Raw genomic sequence first — 18,025 nt, 5'->3', positions numbered from 1 at the left:
TGCGGATAGGCGAGAACTAGACACTATGCGAGTATTGGCTCTTGTTCCAGGCGGAATCGACGACCAGATCCTCTTTTTCCCGACCATTCGGCAGTTGTATGACGCTTTTCCCAAAGCTGAGATCCATGTTGTTGTCGAACCTCAAGCAAAAGATGCCTACCAGCTGTCTAAGCTCGTCAAGGAAGTCATTCCTTACAGCTTTCAGACCCGCAACAGCCCGGCTGACTGGGCCAACCTGCTGGGCATTGTTCGCGATCGCGAGTTTGAAATTGCCATTACCCTGACTCAGAGTTGGTCGATTGGCCTGCTGCTCTGGCTCAGCGGCGTGCCGAATCGAATTGGCTACGAAGGCGGCGCAAACAGCCTGCTTCTGACCCAAAAGCTGCCGCTCAAGCGAGATCAGTATTTGGCTGAGCAATATCATGACTTGCTACAGGGTCTAAATGTGTCGGGTTCCTGTCCTGATCTAGCTCTTAATGTGCCGCAAGGAGACATTGCCTGGGCCGACTCTGCCCGCAAACAGGCAGATCTGGGCGATCAGGGCTATGTTTTGGTCTACCCCGGCCCTGCCGAATCGCTGCCGGGTAAAGGTCCAGACAACTATCCAGTGGAGAGCTGGGCCACCATTCTCAAGGATTTTCAGAGCCGCCAGCCGGAGCTGCCGCTAGTGCTTCTGCAAACGCCGACTACCTTTGATACAATTGCCGCTTTGGCTCGACTGGTTCCTGACTTGAGAGTTTTGCAGCCAGAGACCATCGGTCAGGTGGCCGCCCTAGTGGCCGGGGCGAATTTGCTGATCAGTCCCGACAGCTATCCGCTGTATTTAGCGATTGCCCTGAAGGTGTTTACTCTGGGCCTTTTTGGAGCCAACCATCCAGACCGTCAATTGCCGCCAGCAGCGGGCGAGGAAATGCGGTTTTCGGGAGTTGTCTCTGATACTGGCAAGGTGGCGGACATCGCTCCGGCTACTGTTTTGAAGAAGATTTGGAATGAGTAAAGATGGCATTTTTATGCCCCCTGGCTCGTTTTTGAGCTCGTATACTGTCAGTGAGCGAAGGCTTTACTGGATAACAGCAACAGCAGCCGTCATCATGGTGTGAGTAATTATGGACAGAATTAAAGATCAAGCTAATAAGGTTGGTCAGCTTCTGCTGGCTCCCGATACAGGCGCTGCCTATACAAAAACGCTAACGCTTACCTGGATTATTCTTCGAGAAACCGGCGTTCTGGTCTGGTTGGTAATTTGCCTGTTTTTTGTCGGGGCTGACTGGTTTTGGAACAACTCGATTCAGCTGGGCGGCAAAGCTAGAATTTGGTACAACGGTCTGAGTCAAAAAGCCGAGGGCACTGCGACTCAGCCTTTGGGAACTACAGGGCAGTCTCTGCTAGAAGCAGTCAAGTCAGGGGCTATGTACCTGCTGGCTCAGGCCAGACAGCAGCTAGGCCTTAAAGAAGAGGTCCCTGTCGCTTCTGCGCCTAGCCCCACCCCGCCCCTTGCACCCAAACCGGTTCCGATGGATCAGCCTAAGCCCCTGCCAATAGTGGACCCGACTATTCCTGAAGTGGTTCCAGCCGCCGAAGAGGATCGCGAAGAGATTTAGCCTACGCTAGGCAGAGACAGTTCAATATTGGTTTACGGCCATTTGGCCTAGGGCCTTGATAGTGCGGCAAGTGTTTATTCACTGGTAACCGCAGATCAAGGCCTTCTGTATCTTTGCCGGCCACTTGCGCCTGCATTTGCCACCCATCTACCTATCTACGTCATCCACCCGTCTACCCGTCTGTCCACCCCAGCCTGTAGCTGATTGATCTGAAAATCGCTGTATTCAACCAGTCGACTTCAGAGGGCCAAATTGGGCCAGTCAGCCAGCGGTGTAGAAGACTGTACCAAATGCATACCGGCTTGGGCGAAGCGGGCAAAGGTATCGTTAGCTGAGTCGGTAAAGTCAACCACACCAGGGACAACGACAGGAGAGGTGCAGTCCTCAAGCAAGTAGACCTTTTGAGCAAGTTGAGGATCTTTAACCAGAATTTCGCTGAGTAGATCTTCGACAGTCCAAGCGACGCAGTGACTCTTGGCCTGTCCAGCGATGATTACTGCATCGAAGGTGAGGAGCTTTTCGATCAGGGGGCTGTTTTTTTGTGCGATCGCATCTCCTCGTCCATCTTCTAGCACCTCCGGGCTTAGCACCGAGTAGTTTTCGGTGAGGGGGTTGCCGCCTTTGACCTCAAAGCGGGTTTGGCTGTTGCGAGCTAGGTTGTGAAAAAAGCAGGCCTCTTCGAAGGCAGATACTAGCGCATGGCCGATGCCGCCCAGCATGGAGTGGTAGGGCCAGATGGTGAGCGGATATTTACCCCGCTCGTCGAGCTGGCGGGTATAGTGCAGCGCGTATTCCTGTAGGGAACTGTAGTCGCCATTAATGCTGTGAGCGATCGCTGGATTGACCTGCCACTTGCCCTGGATCACGTCGTCGGCGTGGATCAGGGTCATGGGCGGCGGGTTTTCCCCGGCTGCATTGACCCAAAACTCGGCGTGGAAGATTTGTAGGACGGTGTGGGTGTCGAGGGTCGGGGCAATTTCGGTGATCAGGCCCAAATTGCGGTAAATAAACTGGCACAGCCGGGTATTGTCTTCTACTGCACCCAGGCCAGAGCGCCCGCCAACAAACAATTCAAAGCCGGGGATGCAGAAGGTGTTTTGTACATCAATGGCCAGCAGGCAGATCTGAGGCGCATCCTGACTGGCAGGGGTGATTTGGTATTCTTTGGCCCAGGCTTTGGCCTGCTGTGCCCGCTCCTCGTAGGGCACGCGCCAGACCTCACCAACCCGATCAGGCTTAAAGAAAGTGGGCAACGGCAGGGGAGGTGGAGTGGTCATAGCAATTTTCGTGATGGATCCTCTGGCTTCTTTTCGAACGATAGCAAACTCGGCCCAGTGGAGACGGGAGGGGCCGAGCTTTGACCTAAAACAAACTTAGTTTTAGAGGAAGTCTTGGTGTTATGTTAACACTAAGCTGAGTAAAAAAAAGCACATCGGTTCAGAGCAGTATCTGCCCAACGACTGACGTCAGATATAAATACAGTTAAATAAACTTAATGAACATCATTAAGGGTTTGCTCCGGGTAAGCCAAAATGCTTATCTTTACCGAAAATTACTGGACTGCCATTCCTGTGCCGGTATGAGTAGGTAGAGAGCTCTGGGTTGCATCTATTGTTTGGCTTTTATCGTTTCGCCTCTACTCGATATTGCTTTCTGAAAGTTCGCTTCAAGCATCGCCCCCTAGATTCTGAGTTTAGATCCTGTTTCTGTGTACTTTTGTAAGGCCGCTGCAGTCGCGCTGTGCCGCTAGCAGAGCCCAAACCAGAGCTCTAGTCCCTGACCGCTTGAAATCATCCTTTTCCAACTCAAAGGCTGATCAAGCTAAGTTGCTAGAGCTCAGTCTGTTAACGGGCTTAGTTTTGAAATCATTCAGCTTCTCTCCCTCGATTGATTTTTGTTCCCTGCATGTTAAATCACTACGATTTGCGGCTAGTTGCGCTTTCCTTTTTGCTATCTGTTTTGGCCGCCTATGCAGCTCTTGATTTTGCAGGGCAGGTGGCTACGGCTAAGGGCCGGAGCCGCACCTTTTGGCTAGCAGGGGGTGCGATCGCATTCAGCACAGGCGTCTGGAGCATGCACTTTATCGGCATGCTGGCGTTTGAGCTGCCGGTGCCGGTGCAGTATGACCTTGTGATGGTGGTGCTCTCAGCCTTGCCGCCTGTGCTAGCGGCGGGTTTGGCGCTGTGTCTGGTAAGCCGCCCTGTTCTGGGGCTGCGCCATGTGGTGCTGGGCAGTGTGTTGATGGGGCTCTCGATTGCAGCTATGCACTATCTGGGAATGGCCGCCATGCGGCTGCCCCTGATGGCCCGGTATAACCTTTCTACCGTCGCGGCCTCTGTGGTGATTGCGATCGCAGTTTCCTTTGTCGCCCTCTGGATAACCTTTTGCCTGCGTCAAGCGAGCACCCTCATCGGCAGCCTGCAAAAAGTCAGCAGCGCTCTGCTGATAGGGTTAGCTGTCTCCTCCATGCACTACACGGGCATGACGGCAGTCCACTTTGGGCCAGCCCCGCTGCCAGCCGCCATCTTTCCCAGCCTAGACATCGATATGATGGCGCTGCCGAGTCTGATGGCGATGGATTTGGGCTTTCTCGATAACTTGATTAGCGCCGTGGCCGGCATTGTGATTGGCATTGCCCTGCTAATCTCTCTAGAAGCTAAAGTGCTCCACCAGGCCACCCTGCTAGCGCAGCTACAGCAGGAAGTGGCCCATCGTCAGCGAGTAGAAGACGGCGTAAAAAAGACCCTGAGAGAGTTGCGGGCTGCTCAGGCCGCTTTGGTACAAACTGAGAAAATGTCTAGCCTTGGGCGGCTAGTTGCAGGCATTTCTCATGAGGTCAACAATCCCCTGGGCGTGATTACCGGCAACTTGGCCTACCTGCAGGGCTTTGCCCGGGATCTGCTGGAACTGGCAGTGTTGTGTCAGCAACACGGTGCCGCTCTACCGGCTCCGGTGCAGGCTCATCTAGACGAATTGGACTTGGACTTTGTCATTCAGGACACTCCCAGGTTGCTGGGATCTATGGAACACGGAGCCAGCCGGATTCGGGATATTGTTACCGCCCTGCGCAACTTCTCGCGGCTAGATGAAGCCGAACTCAAGCCCGTCCGGCTAACTGAGGGTCTAGAAGACGCACTGCAGCTCTTGCGGCACCGGCTAGCGGCTACCGTAGGACGGCCGGAAATCATGATTTTGCGCCAGTACACGGACATGCCCAAGGTGGAGTGCTACGCGGGCCAGCTCAATCAAGTCTTTGTCAAGCTGCTAGAGAATGCCATCGACGCGCTCGATGCCCGCACATTTCAAACCAACCAGATCTGGGAGGATACTGTACCGACAGTAACGCTAACCACCCATTGGAATACTGAGCAGGTCTGCATTGGCATTACAGACAACGGAATCGGCATTGCTGAAGCAGTCAAGGATTTAGTCTTTGATCCCTTCTTTACCACTAAGCCAGTCGGAGAGGGCACGGGCATGGGGCTGGCCATTGCCCACCAGATTGTCACTCAGACCCACGGTGGCACTCTGTCCGTAGTTTCGAATCAAGCTGGTGGCACGACCTTTGAGATTTGTCTGCCCCTGCATCAGAGCGCCATCCCCAGAATGCCAGCTTTCATCTGACCGGGCTGGGTGGCATCGGGGGCGGATTATTGGATCAGTAAGCTGCAGCTAGGATTGAGGGCGTGGATGGGTGGCGAGTGCAAGCGAAAATGGCTGTAATGGAAGGGGCAATTTGACGGCTCTGCTCCCTCTATGTCTTACTGCTATGCCTATCCTCGGGCCGGTTTAACTGTAGACTGCGCTGTGTTTGGCCTCAATGGTCAGGATGGGCTGAAGGTCTTGCTGATCCAGCGTCAGCTGCCGCCGTTTGAGCAGCAGTGGGCTTTGCCGGGCGGCTTTGTGCGGCCTGAGGAGTCGCTAGAGGCGGCGGCGCTGCGAGAGTTGGCAGAAGAAACTGGCGTGCGGCATTTATTTCTAGAGCAGCTTTACACCTTTGGCCGAGTCGATCGAGATCCGCGCGATCGCATCATCACTGTGGCCTACTATGCCCTGGTCAACCTCCATGATCATGCTGTGCAGGCAGCGACTGATGCCCGTGCTGCCCGCTGGTTTGCCGTGGAGGACCTGCCGCCCTTGGCCTTTGACCACTGCGAGATCGCCCAGGTCGCTTTGACTCGGCTGAGAAACAAAATTCGCTACGAGCCGATTGGCTTTGAGCTGCTGCCCGGAAAATTTACCCTGACCCAGCTGCAGCAGCTCTACGAGGTAATCTTGGCCGCACCCCTAGACAAGCGCAATTTCCGCAAGAAAATCCTCAATATGGAGCTGCTCATTCCCCTGCCCGAAAAGCAGACTGGGGTGGCTCACCGAGCGGCTCAGCTCTACCAATTTGACCCTCAGCGGTACTGCCAGCTCAAAGAAAAAGGCTTTAATTTTGAGCTTTGAGGTTTTATCTACTGTCCTGGGTCGAGCCTCGAAGTCTGTGCGCTTAGCCGCGGGAGAGAATTAAAGCGAGAGCCGTCCGTCGGTCGTACCGATGTGTAGGCGCTTGCCTGCCGTGTCAACCTGGACTGTCTGGTCGTTGCGGCTGAGCATGGGCGCACTCGAAATCCACCAGCCATAGCGAGCCTTTTCTACAATTTCGGCTCTGGGCGTCTGCAGCACTGCCGCCACTTCGTCGAAACTGTGTTGGGCCACCCTCTGCCCATCGGGATTAAGCACCATCACTGCATAATCGCTGGCCACATTAATCCACTCGTCTAGCAGAACGGTGTAGCCCAGGTCGCTCACTAGGACAAAGCGAGGGCCATATTCCTGAGGCAGGGTCTGGGTCCACTGGGGCTGGCAGAGGCTGCCGCTGGCGCTGTAGAGCGTTGCCGTTAGTGTCTGTGGCGTATCGTTGGCCCCGCTCTGTAGCACCAGAATGTGGGTTTGGTCAGGAGAAACAATCGCTTGATGGGCAGGGGGACGTGCGATCGCATCTTCACTTAGCATCGGCATCTCCTCGGCAGCTGCGCTAGGTGAGCTTGCTGACCCCAACAGCAGAGTCAGGGTGCCTAAAAGTCCTGCAACTATCGTCATCATCGCTGCCTCCGCCAAAATAACCACGCCAGCATACCGCCGCCTAACCAGGATAGCCCTAGCGGCTCAGGGACTGATTGGGCTGTCGGCTCTGGCACAAACTGCGTCGCTAGCAGCATTTCATCCTCAAAGTCCGCAGGGGCTTTGACCGGTGCGGCAAACGCTTCAGCAATGGGAGACAAGGGGGTAGCCAGCGCCACAGGCACAGCATCAAAGTCGCTATCTTCCAGGAGCGGCAAGATGATGGGAAAGGGATCAATCGGCACCACTATAGGCGTTGGGCCTGGGCTGCCTGAAACCAGTCGGCTGCTGCGGGCTCGACCAACCTGATCATCGGTCAGCCGCGACAGTCTAGCCCCATCAGGATTGATGTCATTGAGGGTCGTGGGAACGGCTCGATCTCTGCCATCAGTCATGAGATTGTTGGCACTGCCCCCGCCTAGGCTGGAGTGGGTCAGGCCCAGGTTGTGGCCAATTTCGTGGGCAACCGTATCGATCCGGCCCCGCCCATTATTGAAGCCCAAAATACTGTCGCTGATCAAAACCCCGTTGGCATCCACCCACGCTAGGCCGAAAACCTCAAATGCCCCCTGCAAAATCTCATCGACAAACCACATGTTGATAGGGCCAGAGGTGCGGGTTGAAGAGGGATTGCGGCCATAGGCTCCCGACCCTCCAGCAAACGACAGTTCAGCAAATTCCTCGCGAGAGTCGATAGTCAAGAACCGCGAGCCCAGCAACCGATTGGGCGGCAGAAAGCTGACTTCAATATCGGCCTGAGCCCAAATTTTAGAGGTGGACTCAGCAAAAGTGGCTAAATCAGCGCAAATCAGGCCAAAGTCATCGCACACCTGAATTGGCTGCACGGTGACAAATCGGATGGGGCGAGAGCCGGGGCTGGCGGTGGTAGTACATCCGACCAGAGTAAAAGCCCCAGCAGCGATCAGCAGCGGCTTGAGGTCGGCAGGTCTAGGCATGGGCGAGTCATGGTTGACGGCATGGGAGCAGACAATAGAGGTTGCGTTTCCCTGTCTTCTTTTTACGGGGAAATACCGACTAACCCCGCTAGGAATTGTTTCACTTTACAGGAACTTAATGGGGCTATCCTAGCTTGAGTCTGCTGCTCTTAGCTGTGGTAAATATTTTGGAAGAGACCCTTCTGCTGGTCGTCTCCCAAAACCTTCTGGTGCAGCAGCTGGTAGTGCCAGCCGGAGAGTACGCTTTCGGCGTGGGCTGCGATATTGCGCAGCTTGCTTATTTGGTCGATGCAGGAGGCCGCTTCAGCCGGAGCCCGCCCAAACCAATCTGCGATCGGGTGCTCCCACTGCTGCAAAAAGGCATTGAGACGGGTGCGATCGCTACTCGACATTTGCCCCCCAGCACTGGCTTTGCCATAGAGCCGATTTTTAGCCGTAGGCCGATCCGCTTTGAGCGCTGCGTCTTTTAGCGAAGACCACTCCTGGGCCAAAATCGGTGGCAGCATGCCTAGAGTGTATTTCTTCTGTGGGCCTAGCAATAGCCCGCCCATCTCGGGGCTGCCCTGATCGAGCAGAAACTGGTAGAGATCGCGGAAGAAAGGCTGAATCACCTCCCGTTCAACGGCAAACCCCAGCCGCAGCCCGGCCTCAGAGTAGTCTGCTAGCGCCGGATCGCTCTGCTCGGCCTGGATGATGGCTTGGTGTTTATAGGCGGCATATAAATCTTTCTGGCTCTGCTGAGTTAGGCAGTACCAGGCTTTGTCCCCCACTGCCTGCCGCACTTGCCGCTTGAGGTCTTGTGGATTGAGCCGGGGAGTTTCTGACTCCATTTGAGACTGGAGCTGAGCGATGTGGGCCTCCTGAGATTGGATGGCTGTCTCTTGCTGCTCTAGCTCTTGCTGCAATGCTTTAAACTGCTGGCGCTGCTCGCTCGAAAGCTGGTTGAGCTTTTGCTCAAGCAGGGCTACCTGCTGGATCAGCGTGTCGATGTGGTTATTTTTTTCGGCCAGCAGCTCGTCTTTTTCAATCAGCAGGCGCGTCTTTTGCCGAATCTCCAGGGCACTCAGACCGGCTCGCAACAGGTTGAAGTAGTACGGCTCGGCTAGGTCTACCGGGCGCGGTGGATCGCCAGGAATGCAGAGAAAGCCCTGCCGTTCTGGCAGCATCACCACTAGCCTCTGCCCCTCAGGGTTGCGGATGGTCAGCTCCCGCGCCGTACCCGTTGTCGCCACCTGAGTCGTGTAGCGCCGCCTGCTGTAGAAAAATTCGGCCCGATTGGGCCAGTCTTGAGGGTTCTCTAAGGGGGGCGCGGCTTCATCAAGCGCTCTTGGAGGAGATTCGGGTGTAGGTTCGGGTGTGGATTCTGGCTCGGTTGCAATAGGCTCAGAGGCAGGCAGCTCTCTCATCACTTTGAAGGTAGAGCGGGCAGCTGCTTTGGGCGGGGAGTTTTCAAAGGGTAGGGTGGGGGATTTGGAGGGAGCTGGAGGGGGTGGAGGAGGTAGGGGCAATGGGGCAGATTGAGGCGGGGGCGGGGCGATAGGGAGCCGCACGCCGACGAGCTCTAGCTCTACAGATCGGTTGCCCTGCCACTCGTTGACCTTGAGCTTATAGGCAATGTCTATTAAGTCAGGTAGGGGGCAATACTCGCCCCAGCGCCATGCGATCGCTTTAATTTCGCTGAGGGTGCCGTCGCTATTGGTCTGAGCCACCCGCAGCTTCAGGTGATCGCGGCTGCGGCCTACGGTCTGCTGCTCTAGAACCTGTACGCTAGGTGTCCAGAACACCGGATCGGAGTTTTCCATGCCGCAGGGATGGAGCTGATCGACCTGGTCATGGAGGGCCAAGTTGAGCTCTGATAGATTGGCCTGGACATCGACCCGCACCAGTGGCTTGAGGTGTTCGAGCTGTAGCTGTTGGCGGGCGTAGTTGACCAGGCGAGTTTTGACCTGCCGCAGGCGTTTGGCTGAAAAGGAAAATCCGCCTGCTGCCTTGTGGCCGCCAAATTTGTCTAGCAGGTCACCACAGGCTTGCAGGGCTTCAAACACATGAAACTCAGGGATGCCTCGGGCCGATCCTCGAATCTCTTTCTGCTCACTATCTTCATAGGTGCCGATAAACACTGGCACTCCATACCGCTCTACTAACCGGGAGGCCACAATGCCAATTACGCCGTGATGCCAGCCGGGCTGCACCACCACCAGCACTCGCTCTTGGGAAAAGTCGAGTTTGCCTGTCTGCTGCTGGGCTTCGCACCAGGCTATGGCTTCCTGCTCGATCTGCTGGCACAGGTCTTGACGGGTCTGATTGATCTGCTCGCACTGAATCGCCCGTTCTAGCGCCACCCCGACATCTTCGGTGGTGAGCATTTCGATCACTACTTGAGGATCGCTCAACCGTCCTACGGCATTGATTCGGGGGCCAAGACGGAACCCGATATGCTCTGGTTTCAGCGTTTTGTTCTGGTCGCTCAGGCCCGCCACCTGTACCAGCGCCTGCACGCCCAAAATTCTTGAGCGGGCCAGCAGCTTTAGCCCCCGGCGCACCCAGCGGCGGTTGACGCCTACTAAGGGGGCGAGGTCGGCAATTGTGCCCAGCGTAAACAGCTCCAGTAGCGGCCCGGTTAAGTCTTGGGTTTTGCCGAGTGCCTGGGCCAGACAGATTGCCAAGATGTAGGCCACCCCTACTCCGGCCACGCCCCGGTAGGGAGAGGTTTCAGACAGCAGCTTGGGGTTGAGAATGGCGTTGGCCGGGGGCAGTTCTGGGGGAATGTCGTGGTGGTCGGTGACGATGACAGACAGACCCAGTTCGCGGGCGCGGGCAATTGGCCTAACTGCCGAAATGCCGTTGTCCACGGTCAAAATAACGCCTATGCCCTCAGCATAAAACTCTTCCACGATGCGCTCATTGATGCCGTAGCCCTCATTCATGCGGCTGGGGATGGCGTAGTCTACGTTTGCTCCCAAAAAGCGCAGCGCTCGCAGCAGTAGCGCAGTGCTGGTCATGCCATCGGCATCGTAGTCGCCGCAGATAGCGATTTTTTGCTGAGTGGCAATGGCATCGCTGAGGAGTTCGAGGCTGTAGGCCAGATCGAGAAACTCTTCTAGGGGCGACGGTAGCAGCTGGCTTTCAGGCTCTAAAAACTCGACTGCCTGTTCAGGGGTATCCATACCCCGGTTGATCAGCACCTGAGCCAGCAGCGGCGACAGCCCGGTTAACTGAGCTAGCGACTGAACAATGACAGGCTGAGCCGCAAAAATCTGCCACCGCTGCTGCGGTATGCGTCTTTCCGGCGCTGGCACGGGGGCAGCTTCCGCCTGTTCGGGCACAGGCGGTACATCGGAAGAGGCCGCATCGGAGGCAGGAGAATCAAGCACTGAGATTGACTAGATCGCTTGAACTACTAAAGGCAACACCCTCAATCATAATGTGTTTGGCCAAAAGTCTAATAAATTATGACTCTGCCATCGTTCTGAATGTAGATTGAGCGATCGCTTAGCTGCCAGGGCAGGTCGCGGATCTCGACTCTCAAGGTGCGATCAGCAGGCCGAAACAAGTAGGCGCGAATGGGCTGATTTGCTTCGGCCCAAAAGCGAATGGCGATATTGGGTGTAGTGCCCCACCGAAAGCCGATATTGGTTGATTGTCCGGGCCGCAACGTTTGAGGCCCGATCAGCGGCACCTGCTCAACTGTAACGATCCGACTGCTCTGATTGACGAATTCAACCTGTATGCGCTCACCGGGCGTGAATTGAATTTCATCAGAACGACAGTTGGCTGTGCAGTTTTGAGCCTGCAGCGGCAGGGGTGCGCCCAACAGGCTCGCCACGACTACTGCCAGCCCCAAGCCCAAAGTAAAACGACTGACCATAGATATTTCAGAAACTTTTAGCTGGTTTAGCGTACCCCTATTGGGGGGCTAATAGGGCGCAAGTAAAAAATTGGAAACTTTCTCTTTTGCGTCTGTTTGCTCTGAGCCATTGGCGGCAATTTCTATCTAAATGAAGAGAGGTGAAGGACTTTTCTACCTCCATAATCGTCACCGGTACCGAAAACGCATAAATTTTCTGTCTGTCGCTTTACCTGAGCTGTGCTCTGGGAGAGATGCTTGGTTGGGCATCTGCTGCGCCCACCACTGAGTCCGGGATATATTGATGTTCTAGGAAAAATTTATGTCATCTACCGACTTTGCAACGCCGACAATGGACGCACTTGAGAGCCTTGCAACGCCTGAAAGTTTGACGGCTCCCAGTATTTTTGATCTGCTAGGTCTTTCGGATCTAGTCGAGACTCGTCTGTCGTTTGACCCGAGCGTAGAGTTTTTAAACACTTACTCCCTCTTGGGATTGCTGAACGGTTTTAGCCCTGAGTTAGCGGGGCAAGCCGAGTCTTTTTTGAATTCAACAGATGAATGGATAGGGCAGATCACGGTCGATCAGGGCATTGTTACAGCTGATGTCACTTTTCCTGAAGGTAAGGTGCAAGAATCGGTGGATGTGCCGGCTGAGTTTAGGCAGCTAGCTGAACTTGGGGCTGCGACTAATGGGGCGATTAGCTTTGGCGAGGGCCTAGTGAGCGGCACGATTATCAGCGGCGACAGCAGTGTGAGCCTAGATGGGGTTGACTTTGTTACCCCCTTCAGCGAACTGGTTGGAGACTTCTTCACCGGTCTAGAAGGCACTTTTGAATTTGCCAATGGCGCGATCGCACTTGGCACATCCACACCCTTTGGATCCATTACTGGCTCTGTTGGGTTTGGGGAGGGCGCGCTAACGCTGGATTTGCTGACGCCTTTTGGTGCGATCGCAAGTGCCGTTGACTTCCCTGGAGAGGCGCTGATTCCCTTTACTGTTGACGTCAGTACTGGCCTAGGCACCCCTGTGAGCCTTCCCGGCGTAGTGGACTTCAATCAGGGCGTTCTCGAACTGTCTCTCTTTAGCACCAACGATGTCGTGCTTCCCCTGGAGAATTTCTCTGGCACCGTCACCCTTGCAGAGGGAGTGGCTGCCTTTGACGTCGTTACTCCCTTGGGCAACATACCGCTGAGCGTTGAATTTGGGCCTCTAGCCAGTGAAGCGGCAGTCGAGTTTGTGCGTGACCTCTCGGGCAGCGCCACCATCACCAATGGGGTGATTGACAGCGTAGTAGAAACGCCCTTTGGCCCGCTAGAAAGCCGCCTTGATCTGGTAGATTTGGCTAGTCGAGCTGCTGATTTTGCCCAGCAGACCAGCGGCAGCATCTCCATTGCTGACGGCTTTGCCACAACCTTGCTAGAAACTCCAGCTGGTCTGGTTAGTGAAGTGACCGAACTCAGCAGCGCTAGCGACTTTCTCAATACCCCGCTGGCAGGACTGTTTGGCTAAGGAGATTGCTTGAATGCCTGGTAGGGGTAGATCTGTTGCTAGCGTTGAGCTGCCTGACAGATCTATCCCTGCCTTGACTCATGGCTTGGGCCAGCCTACATAGGGTTGGGTCGGTTCAGGTCGCCTTCACCGCTGAACTTTTTACCTGCTAGCCGGGGGATGCCGCCCAAACCGTGGAGCCACACGGCCACTACAACCCAGTGAATTAAGGTTACGACCCAGATCGACCCGGTAACTCTATAGGCCAGAGTTAATACAACCCCGAGCCAGGTCATCAAGACCACAAACCGCCGATCAAAAAAGGTAGGATTGCCAGCCGGGTAGTAGGTGCGGGCGCTGAGGAAGTGATAAACCACAAACAGCCCCAAACTGAGCCCAGCCCAGATTAACCAGCGGCCCAGCGGCAACCCCTCCACCGGATGAGGCAGCAAGATGACCCGAAACAGGACTTCTTCGATCAGGGCGGGCAGCAGCAGCAGGCGCACCAAGTTAAATAGAAAGATTAGAGGATTGCCGATCACCGCAAACCGGCGCAGAAATTTGCTCTTGAAGCCGTAGGGCAATGCGATCGCACCATACAGCAGCAGCGACCCTAAAATCACGCTACCCTCGTCCCACGTGGGCTGAGCCACAGCATCGGCCAGCCGCTTCATCACCTGTCCCAGCACCGGCACACCCCCTAGCAGCAGCGTGGGCGCAACTGGAGCAATGCCAAGGTCAATCCCGCCCACCTGGTTAGCGCGCAAAAACCAGAGCTGTGCCCCCTGCCGCAGAAAGATCCGGCTGATGTCGTCATGTCCCCAACGTGGCATCATCGAACGCCAGCTCAAAATGCCGCTGAGCAACCCGTGGCTGCGGGCAAAGCGGTCGTGGCCAGCGACCCCAGCCAGTACGCCAGCATTGTTTTCCCAGTCAGAGCGCACGACTCCATAGGGCGTGAGAGCTTGGGTCAAAGCCTTACTTAACCGCCTAAATTGATTAAACTTTTGCACCTCGGGGTCATCCGGATGCTGCTTAATCCACTCGACCGTAGCCGGATTGGCCGTCGCCTGCTGCTTCACCTGCTGCATAGCGATGTAGAGCGCCTGGCTAGAGTCTTGTACGCAGGATGTTGCAGGCGTTACGGCCGCCAGCCCAGTGCCATCTCCAATACGATAGCGGGCCGCAATTACCTGGGCCTCGATCAGCAACTGATGAAACAGGGACAGGGTTGTTTCCCCCAGCTCTAGCGGCTGAGTAAAATAGTCCAGCTTTACAACGACATCTGAAACAGGCCGCTGCCCTAGCCAGCCCCGCTGCAAATCGCCCATAAAGGCGCTCCAGTCATGGGTACCGGCCACAATACCATTGGTGTTATGAGCATAAATTTGCTGGTAGAGAATACTGAACTGCAGCTCTCCAGTAAACGGCTCCCGAATCACCCGTGCTAGGCCATAGGCAAAGTGCCCTGTTACTGTAACCAGCGAAGCAGATTCTTTGTTATCACCGCCAATGCCGCCAAAGAGGTGAATCACTAAGGCGTAGTCACCTTCCTGCCAGCTTTTCAGGGCCGCTTCTGGAGCGGCGGCAGTCGGGTTGACCAGCACGCGCCGCAGCGTGCCCTTGCGGGCAGGCGTGTCCTGCCAATTTTGGCGGTCAATGTAGTTAAGCCCTGCTGTCGGTCCCAGTACCACCTGATCGGGCTGCAGCTGAAATAGGACTCGGGGCTTGAGCGCCTGCACTGTAAACACGCCCTCAGCGTCTCTGGCCCCATAGATGTACCAGCCCTGGGTGCCGCCAGAGGCATTTTCTAGCTCGCGAATGCTGGAGAAAAAGTGGCCTCCGACTTGAGGCTGTTGCGGAATTCGCACTGTCTCGGCGGTGCCGTCAAAAAGCCCTGTGGCTGCGCTGTAGTGCTGTACCTTAAAATACTCGCTAGGGCAAGGAGAAGCCCCCGGACACTCTGGCGGCAGCGGTTTTTTTACCTCCGGGTTAGGCCCTAGGATCTTTACCAGCCCATACTCCCGCCCCGTTACCTGAATCGGCTCTAGGGCTGTTTGCAGCACTACCGGCGTTCCCTCTGTGATCAGCTTGACGCTGTCTAGCCTTACCGTTACATCGTCTTCCGGGCGAGCCCCGGCTAAAGACTGCAGGGGCCCTACCGCGTCTCGTCCATTCAGCCGAGTTGGTACAATACTGCCCGCCTCTGCCGACTGCTCAGCCTGCTTTGTGAACTGCACATCTCGCGTGACCGCTCGGACGTAGGCTTCTGTTTGCGGGTTTGGTTGCCAGGTCAGCTTCACTTTTTGGCCCACCAAATTAGGCTCTGCTATCGGGGCGTGCCACACCTCCAGCCAAACCCAGTCGCCAGGAGACTCGGCATACTCTTCTACCTCAGGCAGCAGCAAGCGACCCATCCACTCCCCAGTGGGCCGGTAATCGGCAGTCGAGGGCAAGGTCTTGATCGGGTATGCCTCAACCCGATTAAAGGCGGATTGCCGGGCCAGGAAGTAGTTGGATTCGCTGACGGCTGAGGCTGCTAAAGAGAGCAGTAGGAGGGTGGCAATGGTTGAGCCAAGCAGCAGACCCCAAAATTTCCAGCGCTTGAGAAAGCACCGACCTGGCAGGCAAAAACGCAGCGACATAGGCAGATTTAAGCGGTAGAACTTATTAAAAGCCCTGCTTTTAGCGGGCCAACTCCTGACGCGGAAAGTTTAAAGGGTCATTCTACTCCTGTTTCTAGGCGGACATTTTGAGATCTACTAAAGTTATGGGGTCCGTTAGGAGGCCAAGCTTCTAACCGCATTACAGACCTGACTTGTGGTCTCAGTGGGTTTTGTCTGCCTGAACGCCTGCCTCCTAGATGAAACAGATGGCCTCGCTGTTGTTGGGGCAGGTGAAGTTCTGTACTGGGTTGTTGTACAGGTAGAGTTGCTGCAGGCTGGAGAGCGATCGCAATGGCCCCGCATCTGATACCCGATTGCGGTTGAGGTTGAGCTGCTGCAGATTAACTAGATTAACCAGTGGCGACACATTGGCAACTTGGTTAGAGCTGATGTCTAGCACGCGCAGGCTAGTCAGGCTGCCCAAGGGGCTGACATCCTGGATCTGATTGCGGCTCAAATAGAGCTTATTGAGGTTAGTTAGCCTTGCTAGCTCACCCACTTCCGCAATCTGGTTCTCGTTCAGGTAAAGTTCCTGCAGCGCGTCAATTTCTCCCAACCCGGCTAGTGACACTAAATCGTTGTCCATCAAGACCAAAAAGCGCAGCCGCTCCAGATTTGCCAGCGGAGTGACATCGGCAATCAGATTACCGCTGAGGTACAGCCGGGTCAGGTTTGGCAGCGCTGCTAGGGGGCTGATATCGGTAATCTGATTGTTGTGCAGCACCAGTTCGGTCAGCAGCGGGAAAGTGCTAAGCGGGCTGATGTCGCTCAGTTGATAGCCGGTCAGATTCAAGAGCGTAACGACCGAAGCGCGGCGGTTGGCCTCAAGGCAATCCTCGGTTCGCAATTCATTTAGCAAGATGCTGATCGTTTGTTGGGTAGCGGCAGCTAGGCTATCTCTAGCCTCACACCATTCTTGAAAGCTGAGAAATGCAGGCGCAGCTTGGGCTATGGGCAGATCTGAGCGCACTTCTGAGGGGACTGCTGGTTCTGGGGCAGGACTGGCGGCTAGCGCTCTAGGGTGAACTGCACCGCTCAACCCCAAAGCCAATCCTACCAGCGCAATGTCTCCTGCCTTTATCTGGTTGATCATGACTTACCTTGCCACTGACATCATGGCTTTTGATTGTTTCTGTGGACTAAAAATTTGCTTCAGCCAGACTGGCTCACTGCATGGCCGCACTGACCACAGAAGCGGTCCTCTGGTTTGAGCAGTTGACCGCACTGGGTGCAAAAGCGCTGCTGAGTCCCGGCAGCGTTGTTGCCCATCTGCATCGCCATATTGCCCATCTGCATTGCCATTGGGTTTAGGCTCATCTGCATATTGCCCATCTGCAGGGGCGGTAGGGGAGCCATGGGCTGCATCGGCTGTATCGGCTGCATCGGCTGCAGGGGAGCTTGAGGCACCTGGCTGTTTTCCTGCAGGGGCAGCACCGAGCCTTTGTCAAATGTAGGCACCCCAGCAACTTCGGCAATTTGAGATCCCTGTACCTGCAGGTAGCGGGGACCCTCTGCTGTGGTCAGTTTGATTGCCACCCCTGCCCCGGCTTGCACCACGATGGGCGCAGCAGTCCAGGTTCCTATCAGCAGCCGACTAGTAGACTGCTGCTGCTGCCCGGCACTGCTAGCGGCGACGGTGATTACTGTTTCGGCTCCCAGACTATCGAGATAAATCCACTGTCCGGGGCCAATCTGACAGGCATAGGCCATCGCTCTACTCCTCAAACCTGACCCTACTAATTCTGACGTGTTCTGTTGGGGCGACGACGTTATTTATACATTCCTTCTAATTGACTGTACCGGTAGTGCTGTCAGGTGGTAAGTTAGGCGCATCTCGCCCTCTCACTTTGACCTTTGAAACCGTTGCGATGGGCAAAAAAAGCGCGGGGCTTTTGATGTACCGGCATCGGCACGGTGAACTAGAGTTTTTTCTGATTCATCCCGGTGGCCCCTACTGGCACAACAAAGATTGGCATGCCTGGTCGATTCCCAAAGGGGAGATTGACCCTGGCGAGGATGCGTTTGCGGCAGCTAAGCGAGAATTTTGGGAGGAAACCGGTCTGACTCCAGAAGGGTCGTTTCAGCCGCTGACAACGGTGAAGCAGTCGGGCGGCAAGGTTGTGATGGCTTGGGCCTTTGAGGGCGACTGCGACCCGGCTGGCGTCAAGAGCAACAGCTTTTCCTTGGAGTGGCCGCCCCGTTCCGGTCAGTTTCAAAACTTCCCAGAGGTTGACCGGGCTGCCTGGTTCTCTCTAGAAGAGGCGAAAGAGAGAATTATCAAGGCGCAAGCTGCTTTTTTGGAAGAATTGGCTGTTCACCTCCAAAAAGCATCTTCTTCTAAAGATTAGCTTCAAAAG

Annotated in this window: 13 protein-coding genes and 1 pseudogene; 6 read left to right on the top strand and 8 right to left on the bottom strand. The window is 55.4% G+C overall.

Translation table 11 applies throughout. From position 1 onward, the window contains the following. The first annotated feature begins 25 nt into the window (after nt 1-25). Both H6G13_RS21040 and H6G13_RS21035 read left to right on the top strand, forming a co-directional pair. Entirely contained in the window at nt 26-997 is a 972-nt protein-coding gene (locus tag H6G13_RS21040) for a glycosyltransferase family 9 protein (protein WP_190486488.1), read from the top strand. A 109-nt stretch (nt 998-1,106) separates the two neighbouring features. Beyond that, the gene (locus H6G13_RS21035) at nt 1,107-1,601 is read left to right on the top strand and encodes a hypothetical protein (RefSeq protein ID WP_190486486.1); all 495 of its coding nucleotides are present in this window, start codon (nt 1,107-1,109) and stop codon (nt 1,599-1,601) included. A 239-nt stretch (nt 1,602-1,840) separates the two neighbouring features. On the opposite strand, the gene H6G13_RS21030 is transcribed toward H6G13_RS21035, so the two are convergent. Then, entirely contained in the window at nt 1,841-2,878 is a 1,038-nt protein-coding gene (locus H6G13_RS21030) for an isochorismatase (protein ID WP_190486484.1), read from the bottom strand. Nucleotides 2,879-3,506: 628 nt separating this feature from the next. Here H6G13_RS21030 and H6G13_RS21025 point away from each other — a divergent pair. Together H6G13_RS21025 and H6G13_RS21020 are read left to right on the top strand one after the other, a co-directional pair. Beyond that, entirely contained in the window at nt 3,507-5,225 is a 1,719-nt protein-coding gene (locus H6G13_RS21025) for an MHYT domain-containing protein (protein ID WP_190486483.1), read from the top strand. Between the two features lie 132 nt (nt 5,226-5,357). After that, nucleotides 5,358-6,050, top strand: coding sequence for an NUDIX domain-containing protein (locus H6G13_RS21020; protein ID WP_190486481.1), 693 nt, complete (start codon nt 5,358-5,360; stop codon nt 6,048-6,050). Between the two features lie 60 nt (nt 6,051-6,110). Here H6G13_RS21020 and H6G13_RS21015 read toward each other — a convergent pair whose 3' ends face one another. The 4 genes and pseudogenes from H6G13_RS21015 to H6G13_RS21000 form a co-directional block, all read right to left on the bottom strand. Next, on the bottom strand, nt 6,111-6,689 hold the full coding sequence (locus tag H6G13_RS21015; protein ID WP_190486479.1) for a hypothetical protein: 579 nt from the start codon (nt 6,687-6,689) through the stop codon (nt 6,111-6,113). Further along, on the bottom strand, nt 6,686-7,663 hold the full coding sequence (locus H6G13_RS21010; protein ID WP_190486476.1) for a zinc-dependent metalloprotease family protein: 978 nt from the start codon (nt 7,661-7,663) through the stop codon (nt 6,686-6,688). Before H6G13_RS21010 ends, H6G13_RS21015 begins: the two co-directional genes overlap by 4 nt. 1,541 nt (nt 7,664-9,204) lie before the next feature. Next, nucleotides 9,205-10,962, bottom strand: a pseudogene (gene recJ, locus H6G13_RS29540) (single-stranded-DNA-specific exonuclease RecJ); the annotation flags it as partial. Nucleotides 10,963-11,105: 143 nt separating this feature from the next. Then, nucleotides 11,106-11,531, bottom strand: a complete 426-nt coding sequence (locus H6G13_RS21000; RefSeq protein ID WP_190486474.1) for a hypothetical protein — start codon at nt 11,529-11,531, stop codon at nt 11,106-11,108. Between the two features lie 301 nt (nt 11,532-11,832). Between H6G13_RS21000 and H6G13_RS20995 the strand changes: the two genes are divergently transcribed. Continuing rightward, nucleotides 11,833-13,023, top strand: coding sequence for a hypothetical protein (locus tag H6G13_RS20995; protein WP_190486472.1), 1,191 nt, complete (start codon nt 11,833-11,835; stop codon nt 13,021-13,023). A 95-nt stretch (nt 13,024-13,118) separates the two neighbouring features. Here H6G13_RS20995 and H6G13_RS20990 read toward each other — a convergent pair whose 3' ends face one another. The 3 genes from H6G13_RS20990 to H6G13_RS20980 all read right to left on the bottom strand — a co-directional run bounded on the left by H6G13_RS20990 (nt 13,119) and on the right by H6G13_RS20980 (nt 17,378). Next, complete coding sequence (locus H6G13_RS20990) at nt 13,119-15,647, bottom strand: CPBP family glutamic-type intramembrane protease (protein ID WP_190486470.1); 2,529 nt, start codon at nt 15,645-15,647, stop codon at nt 13,119-13,121. Nucleotides 15,648-15,861: 214 nt separating this feature from the next. Next, a complete protein-coding gene (locus H6G13_RS20985) occupies nt 15,862-16,761 on the bottom strand; it encodes a leucine-rich repeat domain-containing protein (protein WP_190486468.1) in 900 nt (299 codons plus the stop codon). Between the two features lie 59 nt (nt 16,762-16,820). Next, entirely contained in the window at nt 16,821-17,378 is a 558-nt protein-coding gene (locus tag H6G13_RS20980) for a zinc-ribbon domain-containing protein (RefSeq protein ID WP_190486466.1), read from the bottom strand. Nucleotides 17,379-17,458: 80 nt separating this feature from the next. On the opposite strand from H6G13_RS20980, the gene H6G13_RS20975 reads away from it, so the two are divergent. Beyond that, on the top strand, nt 17,459-18,016 hold the full coding sequence (locus tag H6G13_RS20975) for an NUDIX domain-containing protein (RefSeq protein WP_242028448.1): 558 nt from the start codon (nt 17,459-17,461) through the stop codon (nt 18,014-18,016). Nucleotides 18,017-18,025 lie beyond the last annotated feature (9 nt).

It is taken from the genome of Pseudanabaena sp. FACHB-2040 (assembly GCF_014696715.1).
GTDB lineage: Bacteria > Cyanobacteriota > Cyanobacteriia > Phormidesmidales > Phormidesmidaceae > JACVSF01.
The sequence above is the reverse complement of the archived record's forward strand: the minus strand, read 5'-3'. Positions and strand labels throughout refer to the sequence as shown.